Raw genomic sequence first — 18,570 nt, 5'->3', positions numbered from 1 at the left:
GTGTTCATTTTTGTCCTCGAAATAATGACAAAGTCTATGGTCGTACAGAATTTTTTTGACGCCCTTTTGGTTGCAGGAATCAAATAGTGCCTTTCCATATCTGACACAAAGAGATTCTGAAAAGCTTTTAATCTGTAGAGCAAGTTTTTTTGATCATGAATATCACTGAGAAGATTCTTGCTCGTGGAGCAGGAAAGTCGTCTGTTTCTCCTGATGATGTGGTTTTTGCTAAAGTAGACAAGGTAATGATGCATGATGTATCTGGACCTGGTGTCATTAAGGTATTTGATAAACTCAAAAAACAGGGAATTTCAGTAGACAAACTATGGGATTCTACAAAAGTTTGGGTAGCTGAGGATCATTTTGTTCCATCTGCAGAAAAGGTATCAGCTGAAAATATTGTAAAACTATCAAAATTTACAAAACATTATGGGATTGAAAAACATTTCAAGTATGGGATGGGTCAGTATGGAATTTGCCATACCATATCTCATGAAGAAGCAATGGTGATGCCTGGTGATGTTTATGTTGGTGGGGATTCTCATACTAACACTACTGGTGCATTGGGTGCGTTTGCTTGTGGTTTAGGGCATACTGACATTGCTTATGTTTTACTTAATGGACAAATTTGGTTTAAGGTTCCTGAAACTTATTATTTTAAACTAAATGGAAAATTGCCTGATCATGTGATGGCAAAAGATTTGATTTTAAAAATTATAGGCGAAATAGGAACTGATGGTGGTGCATACCAGACAATGCAGTTTGGTGGAAGTGGTATTGATGCAATGTCTGTTGAAAGCAGATTGACTATGTGTAATATGACTACTGAAGCTGGTGCAAAGAATGGTATTGTAGAACCAGATCAAAAAGTGGTGGACTATCTTACTCAAAGAGGTGCAACTAATATGAATTTGATAAAAGGTGATGACGATGCTGAGTATTCTAAGATTTTTGAATTTGAAAGTTCTGAGATGGAGCCAACTGTGGCAAAACCGTTTTCCCCTGAAAATACTTGTGTTGTGAGGGAAGCACCTTCTGTGGAATTGGATAAATCTTACATTGGCTCTTGTACTGGAGCAAAATACGAAGATTTGGAAGCTGCAGCAAGAATCCTTAAAGGGAGAAAGGTAAAGATTCGAACCGAAATTTTACCTGCAGCAATTTCAATTTATCAGCGAGCCATGGAAAATGGATTGTTGAAAATTTTCTTAGATGCCGGAGCTACTGTTGGACCGCCAACTTGTGGTGCTTGTTGTGGTGCCCATATGGGTGTTTTAGCAAAAGATGAAATTTGTATCAGCACTACAAATAGAAATTTTCCTGGTAGAATGGGCCATGTGGAGTCTCAAACATACCTTGCATCTCCTATGGTGGCAGCAGCATCTGCAGTGACTGGTAAAATTACTGATCCGAGGGATTTGCAATGAAGGGTAACGTCATAAAATATGCTCAAGATAATATCGACACTGATGTCATAATTCCTGGTACCTATCTAAAAATCCATGATTATGCTGAACTTGCAACACATGCTATGGAGGGATTGGATCCTGATTTTCATTCTAAAGTAAAAGAAGGTGATTTTATTTTATCTGGTAAAAATTTTGGATGTGGTTCTTCTCGTGAACATGCTCCAATTGCATTATCTCATTCTGGAATAAAGGCTGTTCTTGCATTGTCTTTTGCAAGAATTTTTTATCGAAATGCCGTAGATGGTGCATTTTTGTTACCTATTGAAATAGGTCAGGACGCATATGATGGAATTTCAGAAAGTGATGAAATAGAAATTGATGTGTCTGCTAATGAAATTAAAAATATTACAAAAAATCAAACATACAAAATGAAACCATTTTCAGAAATTATTGGAAAGATAATTGCTGCTGGTGGACTCTTCAAGTATAAGCCAGATCAGGATTAAAATGGGAAAAACTCTTTTTGAAAAGATTTGGGAATCACATGTTGTTGTTGAAAAACAAAATAATCCATCCTTAATCTATATTGATAGGCATCTTGTTCATGAAGTAACTTCTCCACAAGCTTTTGATGGATTACGTATGAATAACAGAAAAGTTAGACGTCCTGATCTTACTATTGCTACAATGGATCATAATGTCCCGACAACTGATCGTTCTCTTCCAATTTTAGATCAAACATCTTCTATTCAAATTAAAACCCTGGAAAAAAATTGTAAGGATTTTGGAATTAAATTATTTGATATCAACAGTTCCAATCAAGGAATTGTTCACGTTATTGGCCCTCAATTGGGAATAACATTGCCTGGTTCTACAATTGTTTGTGGTGATAGCCATACTTCTACTCATGGGGCTTTTGGGGCATTAGCTTTGGGGATTGGAACTAGTGATGTGGAACACGTTTTAGCATCTCAAACTATGTGGTTGGAAAAACCAAAACCTTTTGAAATTCGAGTTGAAGGAAAACGAAAAAACCCTCATGCAGTAACTGCCAAAGACATCATTCTGTCCATTATCAAGAATATTGGAACTGGTGGAGGCAATGGAACTGTAATTGAATATCGTGGTGAGGGGATTTCTGATCTTTCAATGGAACAACGAATGACTATTTGCAATATGTCTATTGAGGCTGGAGCACGTGCAGGTTTGATTGCACCTGATGAAAAAACATTTGATTATCTAAGAAATAGAGAGTATACTCCAAAGAACTATGAGTCATTAGTCGATTCTTGGAAAGACCATCTTAGAACTGACAATGATGCTAAATTTGAAAAAGAATTCCTTTTACACATTGATGACATTGCTCCACAAGTGAGTTGGGGGACAAATCCTGGCATGACGTGTAATGTCACAGATTCTATCCCTTCACCTGATGAATATTCAAAGGGTGATCCAAATCAAAAGAAGGGAGCTGAAAAGGCACTTGATTACATGGCTCTAAAACCTGGAACTCTAATTGAGGATATCAAAATAGATAGAGTGTTTATTGGTTCATGTACTAATGCTAGATTAGAAGATCTTATTGAAGCATCAAAAGTTATCAAAGGACAGAAAATTTCACCACATGTTAAAGCAATGGTGGTTCCTGGTTCTCAAATGGTAAAGAAACAAGCTGAAGAAATGGGACTGGATAAAATTTTCATTAATGCTAATTTTGAATGGAGAGAATCTGGTTGTAGTATGTGCCTTGGAATGAATCCTGATATTTTATCTCCTGGAGAGCGATGTGCCAGTACATCCAATAGAAATTTTGAAGGTAGACAAGGTACTGGGGGAAGGACCCATTTGGTAAGCCCTGTGATGGCTGCAGCAGCTGCAATCTATGGGCATTTTGTTGATGTAAGGGAGATTGATTTGAGTTAATATGGAATCTTTCAAAAAAGTAACTAGTATTGTAACTCCGCTTGATAAAGTAAATGTTGATACTGATCAAATCGTTCCAAAACAATTCTTGAAACTAGTTCAAAAATCTGGCTTTGGAAAATTCCTGTTCTTTAACTGGAGATATGATGAACAGGATAATGAAAAATCTGATTTTGTCTTGAATAATCCAAAATATGAAAATTCACAAATTCTTGTGGCTGGGGATAATTTTGGTTGTGGTTCTAGCCGTGAACATGCAGTTTGGGCATTGCTTGATTATGGTTTTTCTGTAATTATTGCTCCTTCATTTGCAGATATTTTCTTTAGCAATTGTTTCAAAAATGGTGTTTTACCAATCATCCTCGACCAAAAACTTGTGGAAAAGTTGTTACAAGAAACTGGTATGATTGAAGTGGATTTAGAAAACCAAATTATCAAAACACCATTGGATGAGATATCTTTTGAGATTGATTCATACCAGAAAAAAATTCTTTTAGAGGGGCTAGATGATATTTCGCTTACTTTTCAATATGAAGATAAAATTTTAGAATTTGAAAAACAATCTAAAATCCCATCTGTTTTATAATTTTCTTTACTGTTTTTTCGTTTCTTTCTAACACCATTGGAGATTCAGCATCTATCCATTCTTTTTCACCTATATCATAGGAGCTGATTTTCCCTTCTTTTGACAATTCTTGTAGGATGTCAAATGACAGATTAATTTCCTTTTGTTTTTGTTTTGTTTTAATTTTTTTGATAATTTCTTTTCCTAGCATGTATACTCCTAAACATTCTGATAATTGTAATTTCATTACTGGTTTTTCTTTAAATTCTTTTATGATTCCATTTTCCACTGTGGCAAATCCTGTCTCTTCTTTTCTTTTAGTTCTAGTTGCAATACATGCAAAACTTTTCTTCTCTTTGAAAACTTCTTTCATTTTTTTAAGATCAATTGCACATAAATTATCTACAAACCATAATACAAATTCTGATTCATTTTTGAGATTGTTTGCAATATGCAACAAGTCTCCACCCGTTCCACTATGTGAATCTTGAACAAAAGTAATGTTTTTTTGATTCCCATAATAGTTTTTGATTTGTCCTCCTAACCCATTAAAATCTGATATGATAATTACCTCGTCTACAAAACTAAATGATTTTAGATATTTCACAATGTAATCTATCAATGGCTTCCCGTTAATTGGAGTCATTGCTTTTGGAAAATATTCAGTATATGGTTTACCTCTGGTTCCCTTACCTCCTGCAAGAATTACAGCCTTCACAGCCTAACGGTATGATTTCTGCTTTCTTCTTCTTGCACCAGGTCCACCAAATTTCTTTGGTTCTTTTCTTCTGGCGTCTCCACTGACTAGGTATTTATCAAAATCAGTGATTCTTTTTCTAAGATCTTCTCTAGTTGATTTTGGGAAGGGATGATCTTTTGGTTCTTTTTTAGACTTTGTCCATCCTGTTAATGCTCTTGAGATTGCAGTTGCTGTTGCACTTGCTTGACCCATAAAACCCCCGCCTCTAACTCTTACAGAAATATCTATTTTATCTCTCAAGTCCCCTGTAATTTCTAATGGTGCTAAAATTACTTCACGGGCAGTTTCCTGTGGGATCATTTCTACTGGAACGTTGTTAATTCTAACTTTGCCTTTTCCTTTAGTGATGTACACGTGAGCACTAGCTGTTTTTCTTGTTGCAAAATAAATTTCTGTTTTTGGAGTTGTCATTCAGTCCACCCTATTACTCTGCATAATTCTCCTAATATTGTATAGTTTGATGGAGACTTTCTAATTTTTGCTTTTTCAAATTGAATTTTTTCAAGTGATTTAATTTCTTTAGGTGAACCAATGTATGTTCTAAGTCTTTGATGTGCTTCTTTTCCTGATGGTTTTCTATCATATGGAAGCATTTGACGAATCATTTTTGCCATTAATGTGTCTGGTCTTCTATAGTGTATAGGACCGTGTTTGTAATTGATGACACTGTTAATTTCTAAAAATTCTCTATATTCTTTAATCTGATTACTTCTTGTTCCACTCATCATAATTTTTTCACAATTTACAACTGACACTCTGTTTCCTTGCATTAGTAATTTTGCAACATTTGATGCCAGTCTGCCTGCAATATGATCAGTTGCGTCTACAACAATTGGTCTGTCTGTTCTAACAACGACTTCTTGTTTAGACGTATTTGAATTTCTTCCAGCAGGTCTGTTGATTCTCCCATTAGCCAAGTAGTACTACTCCTTTTCCAGTTGGGTTTTGTTCAATCAAATCTGAATAAGTGATTATTTTTCCACCTTTTTCAATGATTTTGTTTGCTGCAGAATTTGAAATTGAAAATGAGAATAATGTAATTTTATGAGAAATGTTGCCTGTTCCGAGGACTTTGCCTGGAAATACTACAATGTCGTTTTCTTTAGTTAATTGACCGATTCTATTCAAATTGAGATCTCTTCTGGCAGCAGATGGTTTTAATGCATATTCTGCCAATTTGGCCCAAATTGGGGCATCATTCTTAGTAGATGCTTTCCTTAGATCTTTAGCCATGTGAATGACGACTTGATTAGTCATGTGAATAATGCGGTTTGAAACCCAAATATAATGTCTATGCTTAGATTATGCTTCAACTTTGTCAATCATTTCTTTGAATTGACCTATTCTATTGCTGACCTCATCTACCCCTGAAACTATGATTTGTTCTGGTTTTAGGGCTCCTGTTGATTCAACAGTTAACATTTTGACGTCTTCTTTGTCGGTATCTGTAAGTGTTGAAATGTTTGCAGAATTCCATTTTGCGTGTTCAGTTCCACGCCCTAGTCTGGCATAACATTCAATTTTGATCCTTTGACCTGGCGCTAGTTGCACTATTGGAATCTTGTCTGAAACTGGTTTAATTGAATCGTCTTCTGAGGATAATTCATTAGAAAGAACTGTTCTCGTGACATCCGAGTCTCCTGAATCTAAAACTAACATTACTTTGCAATTCGAACATCCTGTCTCACTCTGGCATTCACATTTAGATGGCTCGTTGAATCTACTCAAATCTGTAGTTATTGGAATGAGTCCTAATCTGTGTGCTAAACCCTCATCTGCTAATACGGAAGAATTTTCAATAATATCTACGGTGTCAATTGCAAAAACTGGAACTCCGTTAAGGCATACACGTCTAAGTGCATTTGCATACTGTAATGGAATACCTTTAAGTTTTACAGATATCTTTTGATTATCTTTACTAATTACCTCTAAGGATGACAAATCTTGAAGGAAATCTTCAAAGTCCACATAAAAATCTAGCTAGTTTTACGTATAGATAAATACCAAATTACCATAGATGTAATAGAAATGGCAGACTATACGTTGGTTAGATATTCTTTTGAAGGCGAAAAATTTGAGATTATGGTAAAGCCTGATCCTGCACTTGAATACCGGTTGGGTAAGAAAAAGGATGTTTCCTCAATTTTGGTTTCTGATGAAATCTATACTGACGCTAGTAAAGGTACAAGACCTACGGCTGAAAAATTACAACATGCTTTCAAAACTGAAGATCAATCTGAAATTGCTGAAATTATTCTCAAGAAAGGTGATCTGAATCTTACAACTGAACAAAGACGAAGGATGATTGAAGAGAAGAGGAAACAGATTGTCACATTTATTGCCAAAACTTACGTTGATCCTAGAACTCACTTGCCACATCCCCCAGTTAGAATTGAACAAGCAATGAAAGATGCACGAGTCTCAATTGATCCTCACAAAACAGTCGATGAGCAGGTAAAAGATCTTGTAGAACAACTACGTACTATAATTGCTCTAAAATCTGAGAATCTCAAATTGGAGATCATTATTCCTGCACAGTTTGCATCTCAATCATATGCAGTTCTAAAATCTGTAGGTTCTCTAACTTCAGAAGAATGGCAAAATAATGGTTCATTAAAAGCAATACTTGAAATACCCGCTGCGGCAAGACCAAATGTGATAGACAGATTAGGTTCTATAACTAAGGGCTCTGCTTCAGTTGAGGTAGTTCAATAATGGATAATAAAAGAAAATACGTTATTCCAGGCGATGTTGTAACTACAGGCCCGTTTAGACCTGAACAAAATGTAGTCTTAGAAGGCAATAAAATAATTTCCACAACTGTTGGCATATCTGAAATTTATGAAGACTCTGTTAGAGTTATCCCATTAACTGGAAAATATATTCCTAAAATAGATGATCTTGTAATTGGCAAAGTACTTTCTCATACATCCTTATCTTGGGAATTAGATATCAATTCGTGCTATGTTGGATTCTTACCTGCTCAAGATGTTTTTGGACGAGATTTTTCTGCTCATGCCGATGAACTTGCAACTAAACTAAAATCAGGTGATCTAGTGGCAGCAAGAATAGCCAATTTTGATAGAACAAGAGATCCACTGGTTACAATTTCTGATAGGGATTTAGGTCACATCGATTCTGGTGACTTGGTAAAAATCTCTCCAAGTAAGGTTCCACGTCTAATTGGAAAAAGAGGTAGTATGATTCAGATGATAGAAATGGCAACAAATGCTGCAGTAACCATTGGTCAGAATGGCTGGGTGGTTGTTTCCTGTGAATCTCCAGAGGGATTATTAAAGGCTAAAAAAGCAATTGAAATGGTTAATGAAAAGGCACACGTTGCCAATTTGACTGACCAAATTAAAGAAATGTTAGAAATGAAGGATGAATCATAATGGGCGGACGAGACGCAACAATGGTCCTATTGGACGAGAATGGTATTCGTTGTGATGGTCGTAAAATAGATGAGCATCGACGAATTATGATTAGAGCTGGTGGACTAAAAAACGCTGATGGTTCTGCTTACATTGAATTTGGTGATAACAAAATACTAGTTGGTGTTTTTGGTCCAAGAGATGTTCATCCAAAACATATGTCCAATACTGATACTGGAATTTTAAGAGTTAGATATCATATGGAACCATTCTCCGTTGGCGAAAGAAAAAATCCTGCACCATCAAGAAGAGAAATTGAAATTTCCAAAGTAATCAAAGAAGCTTTAGAACCTGCAGTGATGTTGGAGAAATTCCCAAGAACTGCCGTTGATGTATTTATTGAAGTGTTACAAGCCGATGGTGGAACAAGATGTGCTGCATTAACTGCGGCATCTGTTGCATTAGCTGATGCCGGAATTCCAATGAGGGATATGGTTGCCGCAATAGCTGCTGGCAAAGTTGCAGATACTATCGTCCTTGATGTTAACAATGAAGAAGATCAAGCAGGTCAAGCAGATATGCCAATTGGATACATGCCAAGTCTTGAAAAAATTACACTGTTACAATTAGATGGAGTTTTGACTCCAGAAGAATATAAAAAATGTGTAGATGTTGGAGTACAAGGTTGTAAACTTGTTTACGAATTACAAAAGAAAGCGCTTACTGACAAATACTTTGGAAAAGGAGGGGATTAAAATTGACATCTGTTTCTGTTATTGATGGATTAAAGAAAGCACAAATTCTTGAATTATTAGAACAAGGAAAACGTGTTGATGGGCGTGCACTAGATGAGTCTCGTGAAATTATTATTGAAACTAATGCAATCCCTAAAGCAAATGGTTCAGCAAGAATTCGTCTTGGTGACACTGAAGTGATATGCGGAGTAAAAATTCAACCAGATAGACCTTTCCCGGATACTGGTGACAAAGGTCTTTTCATTTGTACAGCTGAACTCTTACCGTTATCACATTCTACTGTGGAGACTGGTCCTCCACAACCACATGTAATTGAATTGGCAAGAGTTGTTGATAGAGGTATTAGAGAAAGTCACATGATTGATGTTTCTCAATTAGTTATAGAGAAAGACAAATCCGTAATTGGCGTATTTGCTGATAACGTTGTTGTTGATTATGATGGAAATCTTTTTGATGCATGCTCTTATGCAGCTACTGCCGCATTGCTTACTACGAAATCCCCAAAATGGAATTGGATTGATGACAAACCAACCCTTGCTGAAGGTGAAGAGACTGCATTACCGATTTCTACAATTCCTGTATCTGTAACCATGGGAAAAATTGGCAGTCATATCCTAGTTGATCCAAATGGAGATGAATGGGATAGTATGGATGCCCGTATTACAATTACAAGTGATTCTGATGGAAATATTTGTGCTCTACAAAAAGGTGGCAGTGATGGATTCACACAAGATGAAATTAATCAATGTGGTGAAATATCTGTAAGAGTAGGCGCAAAAATAAGAGAAAAATTAAAAGCAGCCCAAAACGGAAGTCAATAAAATGGTCAAACACTCTAAAGCAAAAAAAGCCCTTAAGGGATTGGGTGCTCGTTACGGAATTAAACTTAGAAAACAATATTCAAAAGTTCATTTCACTTTAAAAGAAAAAAGAACTTGTCCTGAATGTGGTTCAGAAAAATTTGGACGTGACGCAGTTGGAATTTGGTCTTGTAAAAAATGCAGCTATAAAGTAGCCGGAACTGCATATGACATTAAACTTTAGTGCAAAAATTATAGTTGATGCAAAAGACAAGTCAAAAGCAATTTTTGATTCTGTAAACACTGATAATGAATTTTATCCTGAAAATCCTGTAAATACTAAGATAATTTTTGATAAAAAAATTATCATTACATCTGAAACTGAACAATTGGCCCATCTTAGAGCGAACTTGAATTCTACACTACGATTAATTCAAGCAAGTTATGATTCAATTGAATCGGTAAAGATATAACGAAACAAATTTTTTGATTAATCATGTCAGCAGGACAAATGCCACCATGGCTTCAAGAACAGCTAATGAAAATGCAACAATCCCAACAGAATTTACAATCAATTATGACTCAAAAACAACATCTTGATATTGAAAAAGCAGAAACTGAAAAAGCTCTTGAAGAATTAAGAAAAGTTGCTGATGGCGATACAGTTTTCAAACAAGCTGGTACTATTTTGATTAAATCAAAAAAACAGGAATTAATTGATGAATTAGAAGAGCGAATTGAGCTTACTAAAACACGTTCAACAGTTCTTGAAAAACAAGAAACACGTCTTAAAGAAACTCTCAAGGAACAGGAAATAAAAATCACTGAAATGATGAAAGGCGGATCTGCAAATGCTCCTCCAAATTCTCCTCCTGTGGAAGACAATCCTAGAAAATAATTCGTTAGACTAATTTCATATAAGATATTAACAATTCTTTCCAGATGATATTGTGAATTTAGAAAATCTTCGAATAATTGTAGATGAACGAGAAAGAAAAAGTGGAATTCCTGATCTACTCAAATCAATTGGAATGAACATCGAAATGAAAACACTTCCTATTGGTGATTATATTGTTGCACCTGAAACAATTGTAGAGAGAAAAAGCATTCGTGATCTTATGGCTTCTGTTTTTGATGGTCGACTTTTTGATCAATGCACTAGGCTAAAGGAACATTTTGAACATCCTATTGTTCTCATGGAGGGAAACGTTGATGAAATTGAAGAGATTACTGAAAACCCACTAATCTTTTACGGTGCCCTTTCTACTGTTGTTTTAGATTTTAAAATTCCTGTAATTCCTACTCCTAGTGCTGCTCATACTGCAAAATTGTTAGTGTCTATGTGTTCTAGAACAGATGCTCCAAAAGGACCCTATTTGAAAAAGATCAAAAAATCTTCTGATTTGGAAAAACAACAACTTTCAGTTCTCTGCAGCTTGCCTGGAATTGGTGAGAAATTTGCAGTTAGAATGTTGACAAAATTTGGAACTCCTTTGAAAGTTTTTAGTGCTACTGTTTCTGAATTGTCAAAAGTTGAAGGTCTGGGTGAATCTCGTGCAAAAAAAATCAAAAAAACTCTTGATACTAAAAGTAAATTCCTTAAAGCATCAAATCAAAAAACCTTACATGATTCATGATTTTTAATTTAAATTCAAAATTATTTTATCAACTAAAGATCCACTTTATGGCATTAAGTTAAACTGAAACTGATTTCTCTTTGAGTAATTTTCTTTTTAATGGTGTTCCGCACATGGGACATTCTTTTCCTGTAGTGTGATTAGTTCTGCAACCGGGGCAATAGTGAATCCACTTGCCTACATCCTCGATTCCTTTAGTCATGATTGAACGTATTTCCAAACCTAGATTCTTTGCAACATTTGAAATCGCAAAATCGTCTGTAATTATTTGACCTTTCACTTCAATACCTAGAGCAATAATTGAAATATCTTGCTTTGATAATTGAGGAAAATCCCCTGTATCCTTTGATGCTCTAATTGCAGTTTTTGTAGATTCTGAATCTGGCTCTCTAATTTTTAATCTGTTAGTTTCAAGCAAGGTTCCTAATGCATCATGATTTTTCTTTATGTGTTTAATTTCATCATAAACTAATGATGTTGTGTAACAATCTTCTGATGATCTAAATGGAACTCCTGCATAAAATGCACTAGCGTCTAAAATTCTAAAATCCAAGTTTACTCATCTGTCTCAGTCCTCGTTTCTTTAATCTTAAAAAGACTGCATGCTTTTTGTATTTTTTGATAATGATTGGTTCTTCATATCCTACTGCTTTGACAACCTGTGCATCCATTGCAATGTTACAATCATGAGAACAAACAATTTCAATTTTTTCATCTGGAACAACCAGTGATGCTAATCGATATACTGGTGCAACAGGTGTTATGATTAAGACATCTAGGCTTTCATGTAAAATTGGGCCTCCTAATGAAAATGAGTGCCCTGTAGATCCACTTGGAGTGGCAATGATTACTCCGTCCATTTTTTGTTTGACTGTATCGTCTTGAAATTTAATCTTAATCTCGGCAGTTTTAGTCAAGTTTGTTCTAGTGATGTAAATTTCATTTAGAGCTGGCGGAAATTCTTTCCCTCCGCAAGATGCAACAACTCTAGTTCTCTTGTCTAAAAAGAAATTATCTTTTAAAATTTGGTTTATTGCTTCATCAATTTCTTCAATTGTAATTTCTGCTAAAATCCCTCTGTTTCCCCCTACATTGATAGTTAGAATTGGTGTTTCATTTTCCAAGTTTCTAAATACTCTAAGTGTTGTACCGTCTCCTCCCAGTGTTATTACTAAATCTAATTTTTCCTTTTTTAATTCCTCTAATGTATCAATTTGTTTTGCACCTTCAACTTGAATTGGTGAAATTGTAAATACTGTTGATTTTATTGCTAAAAGCTTTTTTGTGACATCTTTTGCAGCCTGCTCTGAATCCTTGGATCCTACTTTGCTAACAACTGCTACTTTTTGTAGTTTCAAGCAGTTCTTCTGAACTGTGTTTACTTAAAAATGATATTTTTCTTACTCTTTGGAAAAACAAATAAGTATGAAAACAAATCCGTACAAATTATGAGTTACGCTCACCCTGAAGTTTTAGTAGATACAGAATGGGTATCACAAAATCCCCCTAATGAAAAAAGGAAATTAGTTGAGGTTGATTATGACCCTGTAAATGGATATCAAAAAGGTCACATTAAGGGCGCTAGTTTAATTTGGTGGAAACGTGACATCAATGATCCTGTTACCCGGGATATTATTAGTAAAAAAGAATTTGAAGCATTAATGGCCAAAAATGGAATAACTGCAGATACTGAAGTAATTCTTTATGGTGATTTTAATAATTGGTTTGCTGCATTTGTTTTCTGGGTTTTCAAAATTTACGGTCATGAAAATCTAAAAATTATGAATGGCGGAAGAAAAAAATGGGAATTAGAAAATAAAGAATACACTACTGACGAACCACAACTATCTCCATCAACTTATGTTGGACAGCCTCCAGATGAAGGACTGCGCGCATATCTTTTTGATGTAAGTAGATCATTAGGAAAAGAAGACACTGTTCTAGTTGATGTACGATCTCCTGCAGAATTCACTGGCCAAATTACCGCCCCTCCAGAATATCCTATGGAGCATGCACAAAGAGGAGGTCATATTCCTGATGCAAATAATATTCCTTGGGCAACTGCAGTAAACGATGCTGATGGAACTTTCAAAGCAGTTGAAGAATTAAGACAAAATTATGAACCCAAAGGAGTTACTCCGGACAAAGATGTAATTTGTTATTGTAGAATTGGTGAACGTTCTTCACACAGTTGGTTTGTATTAAAATATCTACTTGGATATCCAAAAGTCAGAAACTATGATGGTTCCTGGACTGAATGGGGAAACATGATAGGAAATCCTGTGGAAAAATAAATTGCTTTTAGATCTCCCTGTTCTTAAGACGGGTACTTTCTATTTTATCAAAGACGGTGAATCTGATATTATACTTGAGGATAAAACAAAACGTGGTCTTGAAATTAAAGAAACATCTCTTGATGAAAAAATTAATGTCAAAGCCGATAAAGGGATGATTCATGATATGGATGGAATAGGGCATTGGGTTCCAATTAGGTGGTATTTTGAAAAGGATTCTTTTGATCTGTCACAAGTACTGGTTCATGCCGAAGCAATGGAAAAAAAATACACTGAACTTAGAGAACTCACATGTCCTGATGACGACTGATAACCTTTTTAAATAAAATCAAATCACTACAGACAGATGTCTTTACTCCTTAAAGATCGAGTATGGTCAATGGAGGCTCCAACTGCAAAACGCGGTGTTTACCCATTACATGGATTCAAACTTGGACTTTACAGATTGCCAATCAAACTCGAAGAACCTACTGAACTAAAATCTGTTCACGATGGTCTCAAAAAGGCATTTGAAATGGATATGTATGCTGATAGGATTTTTGCAACATATCGTTGGAAAGAGCAAAACATGGATGATCCTGATGCAAAAGGATACGAGGAAGTTGATTTGTCAGTTACAGTAGAAATTGTCACTGGTGAAGTTGTAGATATTATTTATCAAATTTTTCCAATTGAAAAATTTGGAGACCCTAATTGGGTAAAAGATTATAGAAAAAAGGCTGATCATTTTGCTAAAATGGTCATTGACACTATTTTACGAAATACAATTTTAGCTGACAAAATGGTTTCACATTTTGTTAAATCTGAAAAGATTTCTGAAGTTGCTGCAATTCAAAAACTGGAAGAATTAACGCCTCTTGCAAAAATTGTTCTTGGTGCAAAACCAAAACCAGTTGAGGCAAAAGAAGATGATGAAGAAGGAGAAGATGATGATTCAATTGAAATTCCTGATGGGGCAAAACCTGGTCCGATTGATGTTGATTATAAATCCAAAATGAAACAGACTGCAGCATATGAAGCTCCTGAACACACAATCAAAACTTGGGGAAGACGAGGTACAAGTAATGGTATCATGGGTGTATGGGGTGAATTCGTTTCAGTGGATTATGATATTTGTATTGCAGATGGTGGATGTATTGAAGCATGCCCTGTTGGTGTATACGAATGGTTTGACTCTCCTGGAAATCCTGCATCAGATAAAAAACCATTAATGTCAAAAGAGCCTGATTGCATTTTCTGTCTTGCATGCGAAGGTGTATGCCCTCCACAAGCAATCAAAATTTATGAGCAAAAATAATTTTAATTTCTTTCAATTTAAATAACAACTAGTAATTCTGTCGAATTAGGGATATGGCAATCAACCCTTTCACTTCATTTGTATTTGATCTGTTTATTTTATCTGCTATAATTATTACAGCTTATACTGTTAATTTCTATTATCTAGCATTTCTTTCAAGAACTAGAAAAGAACCTCATCCTACTGTTGATTGGGGAACTCCTACTGTTACTATTCAATTACCGATTTACAATGAAAAATATGTTGCAAAACGGTTAGTTGATGCAGTTTGTCATTTGGATTATCCGAAAGACAAAATGAAGATAATGGTTTGTGATGATTCTGACGATGACACTGTTGAATTACTTGAGGATGTGGTTAATGATTACAAGAAACAAGGATTTCAAATTGAACATATAAGACGTGGAACAAGAAAGGGCTACAAAGCTGGTGCTTTGAAACATGCAATGAAAACAACCGATTCTGAACTTGTTGCAATATTTGATGCTGATTTTATCCCTCCAACTTGGTTTCTTAAACGAGCAATACCTCATTTTGCAACATCTGATATTGGTTTAGTTCAATGCAGATGGGGACATGTTAATGAAAATTATTCTACAATAACTCAAGTGCAAGCACTCAGTATTGATTTTCATTTTCTTGTGGAACAAAAAGCAAAAAGCAATTCTCATCTTTTTATGAATTTTAATGGTACTGCGGGAATCTGGAAACGTGAGTGTATTGAAGATGCTGGAGGTTGGCATACAGCTACCCTTGTAGAAGATCTTGATCTTAGTTATCGGGCTCAAATGAAAGGTTGGAAATGTTTGTTTTTACCTGATATTGTAGTTGATGCTGAATTACCTGCCCAAATGAATGGGGCTAAACGTCAACAATTCCGTTGGGCAAAAGGATCAATACAATGTGCAATAAAATTACTTTCTGATGTTGCACTGAAAAGGAATGTTGCAATTGAAGCAAAAGTTCAGGCCTTTATCCAACTAACTCGTCACATTGTTTATCCGTTAGTGTTGATACAATTTTTGGCATTGCCTATACTGTTGGCAGGACAAGTTAATCTCTATGTGGTAAGTGTTTTACCTGCATTGACAATTGCAACATATCTTGCCATGGGGCCTGGTGCATATGTGATAGTTATACAGGGTATGTATAACAAGTCATGGAAATCAAAAGCAAAATTACTTCCAGCATTGCTTGTTTATAATGCTGGTATGTCTGTCAATAACACGGTTGCAGTTTTTGATGCAATTCTTGGTAAAAAAAATGAATTTCATCGAACTCCAAAATATGGTATTGTAACAAAAAAAGATGATTGGAGAGATAAAGCATATAATTTACCATTTACACAAACAACTCTTTTGGAAATATTTTTTGGAGTCTATGGGATAATGGGAATTTTCATTGCGATATTCTCAAACAATCCTGTGTTTGTACCAATAATTGCTCTTCAAGCAATTGGATTTTTTTACATTGCATACATGAGTTTGTCTCATGCTCGATTTAAAAGAAATAAATCAAGTGATAATCGACCAAGAACTAAGAAGGAAAAAATGGCAAATACTGTTTACAAACTTTCCATGATTGGAATACTTGGAATAATTATTTTTGGAGGATACATGGCAATTTCTGGATATAATTCTGATATTTACCCTCTTGACCGAATTAGAGGAAATCTCGATGGAATCGTATCTTCCTCAGATCCTATTTTAATTCGTGAACATTTGATAGCAATTCAATCCGATTTGGATATCGTCATGTCCAATCTACCTGAAACGTTCGATTCTGAAGGTAAAATTATTTCAAAAAATCCTGTTTGGATATTTGGAACAGAATCTACTAATTTTATTAGAATTCAAAATAACATAGATGCCATGTTTGCAGGAGTTGATGAAATTTCAAATATTCCTAAAGATAACTCTGCATACCACACTGGCATGCTGGATATCAATGAACGTGCATTGCTGTTGAAAATCAACATCATGGATGCAACTCCATACATGTATGTCAGTCCTGCAAATATGATGTTTAGTGCTATTTGGATTGCTGCAATTATTGGAATCTTTGCTATATTAAAACGAAAGAAAGAACAGCTTCAAAAAGAAGATGAAACAGGCGTTTAAGAAATATTTAGATCTTTTCTAATTTCATCTACTGCTCTAATCCCATAGATGTCTCTTACTTGCTGAACTCTAATTGCTTCTTTTAACATGTCTCTGCCAATTGCATTTGTTAAAATCGAATAAACATCGCTAAATCTTACTTCCCACTTGTCTGCACAATCTAGGATTTTACTTACGGCCCACTGTCTAACTTCATGAGGTAATGGGATTTTTTCTCCAGATTCTATTGAAATTCTGTCAAACAGGTTTACAATGGCTGCTGTCTGTGATGCCATTTTCTCGATATCTTTCACTACGCCATATTTTGACTCTGCATTCATTCTGATGTTTGATTGGTATTCAGAAAGTTTTAACAAAGCCATCATTTCTTTTGATGAATCACTAGATGCCTTGCTGGTGACCTGTCTGATTGTTTGTACCTCTTGAAAGAGTTTATCTGATTTTTTGTGAAATTCTATTGTTGATTCATCTTGTCTTTTTAGAGTATCTGATACTGATGATATTTTTTGTTCTATGCTGTTTGTTTTATCAAATACATTTTGTTTGAAATTGGAAACTTCTTCCTGGACTGATTTCAGCCCTTCCCCAACAAACGCTGTGGAATCTGCTCTTTGAGCTAGTGCACTAATTTCAGTCTCTATTTTATCGATTTTACCTCCTAGTTCTTTGATAGATTCTAGGCTCAAATTATCTACTGAATTTGCTTTTGATGCTATGGAATCAAATTGTTGTTTTAGACCGTCAATTACTCCTCCTAATGAATCAATTTTTGATGCTTTAGATGAAATTGCATCGATTGTAATTTTAATCGCATCTAATTCCGCATGAAGATTTGAACTAGATGAGACTCCTTCAGAAATTCTCCCTAGTTCCTGTTTGAGGCTTTCAATAATTTGAGAACCTGTATCTAATTTTGCAGTTTTTCCTGAAATTTCATTAATGGTGTTTTTTAGACTGTCCATTTCAGAACCAATTTCTAAAAATGAATCTGTTTTTCCAGACACTTTTCTCAAATCATCTCTTACTTCATCAATTCTTTGAGCAATTTTGATAATCATTTGAGAGTTATTTTGAATTGAATTTATGCTATCTTCAACTTGCTGTGATAATTCTTGCGGCTTTGATGATTTTTGTAATTCTGAAATTCTGCTGATTTCTTTTTCTAATTTGGATGTCTGGTCATTAATTTTATTTACTAAATTTGATTGTGATCTGACTTGATTTAACCCTGCGTATAGTTTTTGGGTATCATCCTCTATTATGTTGATTTGTTTTGATTGTTTTTGAATGTGCTCTAATGTTGATGTTAATGTGTCAATCATCCCTTTCATAGAAACTAATACTTTTTGGTTTTCTCCAAAGATTTTTGACATAATTTTGATCTCTTTTTGTAATGCTTTGTTTGAATCTGAGACTGATGCTACTTTTTTTAATAATATTGACGGATTAGGCTCTTTTTTTACCTTGACTGTAGTTTTCTTCTTTGTAACTTTGGCAGCCATATACAATCATTTAAAATTTAAAGATAAAAAAGTTGGGTGTAAAATAAAAAATGTAAAGAGTTACTTGTTTACAACTTCTGGTTCATGAAGTAATTCATGAAATGTCTTTTCAGCCAATCCATTTGCTGTTTCAA

General features: G+C 34.8%; 24 protein-coding genes. 16 read left to right on the top strand and 8 right to left on the bottom strand.

What is annotated here, in order from left to right; translation table 11 throughout:
- Positions 1-155 precede the first annotated feature (155 nt).
- From ACW9XH_RS09370 to leuD, 4 genes are read left to right on the top strand one after another with little or no spacing between them, the layout of a single operon-like run.
- Complete coding sequence (locus ACW9XH_RS09370; RefSeq protein ID WP_457760394.1) at positions 156-1,427, top strand: 3-isopropylmalate dehydratase large subunit; 1,272 nt, start codon at positions 156-158, stop codon at positions 1,425-1,427.
- Entirely contained in the window at positions 1,424-1,915 is a 492-nt protein-coding gene (locus ACW9XH_RS09365) for a LeuD/DmdB family oxidoreductase small subunit (RefSeq protein ID WP_457760393.1), read from the top strand. The genes ACW9XH_RS09370 and ACW9XH_RS09365 overlap by 4 nt, the downstream gene beginning before the upstream one ends.
- A 1-nt stretch (position 1,916) precedes the next feature.
- Positions 1,917-3,332 (top strand): 3-isopropylmalate dehydratase large subunit, encoded by a 1,416-nt coding sequence (gene leuC / locus ACW9XH_RS09360; RefSeq protein WP_457760392.1) that lies wholly within the window; start codon positions 1,917-1,919, stop codon positions 3,330-3,332.
- Between the two features lies 1 nt (position 3,333).
- Positions 3,334-3,918, top strand: a complete 585-nt coding sequence (gene leuD / locus ACW9XH_RS09355; RefSeq protein ID WP_457760391.1) for a 3-isopropylmalate dehydratase small subunit — start codon at positions 3,334-3,336, stop codon at positions 3,916-3,918.
- Here the strand turns inward: leuD and ACW9XH_RS09350 are convergent.
- Genes ACW9XH_RS09350 through ACW9XH_RS09330 form a run of 5 tightly spaced genes read right to left on the bottom strand, consistent with a single transcriptional unit; the run spans position 3,896 to position 6,598 of the window.
- Positions 3,896-4,615 (bottom strand): nucleotidyltransferase family protein, encoded by a 720-nt coding sequence (locus ACW9XH_RS09350; protein WP_457760390.1) that lies wholly within the window; start codon positions 4,613-4,615, stop codon positions 3,896-3,898. The genes leuD and ACW9XH_RS09350 overlap by 23 nt on opposite strands.
- Positions 4,616-4,618: 3 nt before the next feature.
- A complete protein-coding gene (rpsI, locus tag ACW9XH_RS09345; RefSeq protein WP_457760389.1) occupies positions 4,619-5,068 on the bottom strand; it encodes a 30S ribosomal protein S9 in 450 nt (149 codons plus the stop codon).
- The gene (rplM, locus tag ACW9XH_RS09340; RefSeq protein WP_457760388.1) at positions 5,065-5,574 is read right to left on the bottom strand and encodes a 50S ribosomal protein L13; all 510 of its coding nucleotides are present in this window, start codon (positions 5,572-5,574) and stop codon (positions 5,065-5,067) included. Before rplM ends, rpsI begins: the two co-directional genes overlap by 4 nt.
- On the bottom strand, positions 5,567-5,914 hold the full coding sequence (locus tag ACW9XH_RS09335) for a 50S ribosomal protein L18e (protein WP_457760387.1): 348 nt from the start codon (positions 5,912-5,914) through the stop codon (positions 5,567-5,569). Before ACW9XH_RS09335 ends, rplM begins: the two co-directional genes overlap by 8 nt.
- A 45-nt stretch (positions 5,915-5,959) precedes the next feature.
- A complete protein-coding gene (locus ACW9XH_RS09330; RefSeq protein ID WP_457760386.1) occupies positions 5,960-6,598 on the bottom strand; it encodes a DNA-directed RNA polymerase subunit D in 639 nt (212 codons plus the stop codon).
- Between the two features lie 87 nt (positions 6,599-6,685).
- Here ACW9XH_RS09330 and ACW9XH_RS09325 point away from each other — a divergent pair, with 87 nt between their 5' ends.
- The 8 genes from ACW9XH_RS09325 to ACW9XH_RS09290 are packed head-to-tail and all read left to right on the top strand — an operon-like array spanning position 6,686 to position 11,223.
- Positions 6,686-7,372 (top strand): ribosome assembly factor SBDS, encoded by a 687-nt coding sequence (locus ACW9XH_RS09325; RefSeq protein ID WP_457760385.1) that lies wholly within the window; start codon positions 6,686-6,688, stop codon positions 7,370-7,372.
- The gene (gene rrp4, locus ACW9XH_RS09320) at positions 7,372-8,052 is read left to right on the top strand and encodes an exosome complex RNA-binding protein Rrp4 (protein ID WP_457760384.1); all 681 of its coding nucleotides are present in this window, start codon (positions 7,372-7,374) and stop codon (positions 8,050-8,052) included. The genes ACW9XH_RS09325 and rrp4 overlap by 1 nt, the downstream gene beginning before the upstream one ends.
- Positions 8,052-8,786, top strand: coding sequence for an exosome complex exonuclease Rrp41 (gene rrp41 / locus ACW9XH_RS09315; RefSeq protein ID WP_457760383.1), 735 nt, complete (start codon positions 8,052-8,054; stop codon positions 8,784-8,786). Before rrp4 ends, rrp41 begins: the two co-directional genes overlap by 1 nt.
- 2 nt (positions 8,787-8,788) lie before the next feature.
- Complete coding sequence (rrp42, locus tag ACW9XH_RS09310) at positions 8,789-9,607, top strand: exosome complex protein Rrp42 (RefSeq protein ID WP_457760382.1); 819 nt, start codon at positions 8,789-8,791, stop codon at positions 9,605-9,607.
- A 1-nt stretch (position 9,608) separates the two neighbouring features.
- A complete protein-coding gene (locus ACW9XH_RS09305) occupies positions 9,609-9,830 on the top strand; it encodes a 50S ribosomal protein L37 (RefSeq protein WP_457760381.1) in 222 nt (73 codons plus the stop codon).
- On the top strand, positions 9,814-10,059 hold the full coding sequence (locus ACW9XH_RS09300) for a KEOPS complex subunit Pcc1 (RefSeq protein WP_457760380.1): 246 nt from the start codon (positions 9,814-9,816) through the stop codon (positions 10,057-10,059). The genes ACW9XH_RS09305 and ACW9XH_RS09300 overlap by 17 nt, the downstream gene beginning before the upstream one ends.
- A gap of 23 nt (positions 10,060-10,082) precedes the next feature.
- Complete coding sequence (locus ACW9XH_RS09295; RefSeq protein WP_457760379.1) at positions 10,083-10,484, top strand: prefoldin subunit beta; 402 nt, start codon at positions 10,083-10,085, stop codon at positions 10,482-10,484.
- A 52-nt stretch (positions 10,485-10,536) separates the two neighbouring features.
- Complete coding sequence (locus ACW9XH_RS09290; protein ID WP_457760378.1) at positions 10,537-11,223, top strand: ERCC4 domain-containing protein; 687 nt, start codon at positions 10,537-10,539, stop codon at positions 11,221-11,223.
- 58 nt (positions 11,224-11,281) lie between these two features.
- Here ACW9XH_RS09290 and ACW9XH_RS09285 read toward each other — a convergent pair whose 3' ends face one another.
- Together ACW9XH_RS09285 and ACW9XH_RS09280 are read right to left on the bottom strand one after the other, a co-directional pair.
- On the bottom strand, positions 11,282-11,776 hold the full coding sequence (locus ACW9XH_RS09285; RefSeq protein WP_457760377.1) for an NOB1 family endonuclease: 495 nt from the start codon (positions 11,774-11,776) through the stop codon (positions 11,282-11,284).
- Positions 11,766-12,581 carry an NAD(+)/NADH kinase gene (locus ACW9XH_RS09280; protein WP_457760376.1) on the bottom strand — a complete coding sequence of 272 codons (816 nt, stop codon included), beginning with the start codon at positions 12,579-12,581 and terminating at the stop codon, positions 11,766-11,768. The genes ACW9XH_RS09285 and ACW9XH_RS09280 overlap by 11 nt, the downstream gene beginning before the upstream one ends.
- Positions 12,582-12,671: 90 nt before the next feature.
- Between ACW9XH_RS09280 and ACW9XH_RS09275 the strand changes: the two genes are divergently transcribed.
- The 4 genes from ACW9XH_RS09275 to ACW9XH_RS09260 are packed head-to-tail and all read left to right on the top strand — an operon-like array spanning position 12,672 to position 16,934.
- Entirely contained in the window at positions 12,672-13,517 is an 846-nt protein-coding gene (locus ACW9XH_RS09275) for a sulfurtransferase (protein ID WP_457760375.1), read from the top strand.
- Between the two features lies 1 nt (position 13,518).
- Positions 13,519-13,827 (top strand): hypothetical protein, encoded by a 309-nt coding sequence (locus tag ACW9XH_RS09270; protein WP_457760374.1) that lies wholly within the window; start codon positions 13,519-13,521, stop codon positions 13,825-13,827.
- 36 nt (positions 13,828-13,863) lie between these two features.
- Positions 13,864-14,814, top strand: a complete 951-nt coding sequence (locus ACW9XH_RS09265; protein WP_457760373.1) for a 4Fe-4S dicluster domain-containing protein — start codon at positions 13,864-13,866, stop codon at positions 14,812-14,814.
- A 53-nt stretch (positions 14,815-14,867) separates the two neighbouring features.
- A complete protein-coding gene (locus ACW9XH_RS09260; protein WP_457760372.1) occupies positions 14,868-16,934 on the top strand; it encodes a cellulose synthase family protein in 2,067 nt (688 codons plus the stop codon).
- On the opposite strand, the gene ACW9XH_RS09255 is transcribed toward ACW9XH_RS09260, so the two are convergent.
- Positions 16,931-18,436, bottom strand: coding sequence for a chemotaxis protein (locus ACW9XH_RS09255; protein WP_457760371.1), 1,506 nt, complete (start codon positions 18,434-18,436; stop codon positions 16,931-16,933). The two genes, ACW9XH_RS09260 and ACW9XH_RS09255, sit on opposite strands and share 4 nt — an antisense overlap.
- Positions 18,437-18,570: the final 134 nt, after the last annotated feature.

The sequence above is a fragment of the Candidatus Nitrosopumilus sp. bin_32a genome (assembly GCF_054095935.1).
The sequence above is the reverse complement of the archived record's forward strand: the minus strand, read 5'-3'. Positions and strand labels throughout refer to the sequence as shown.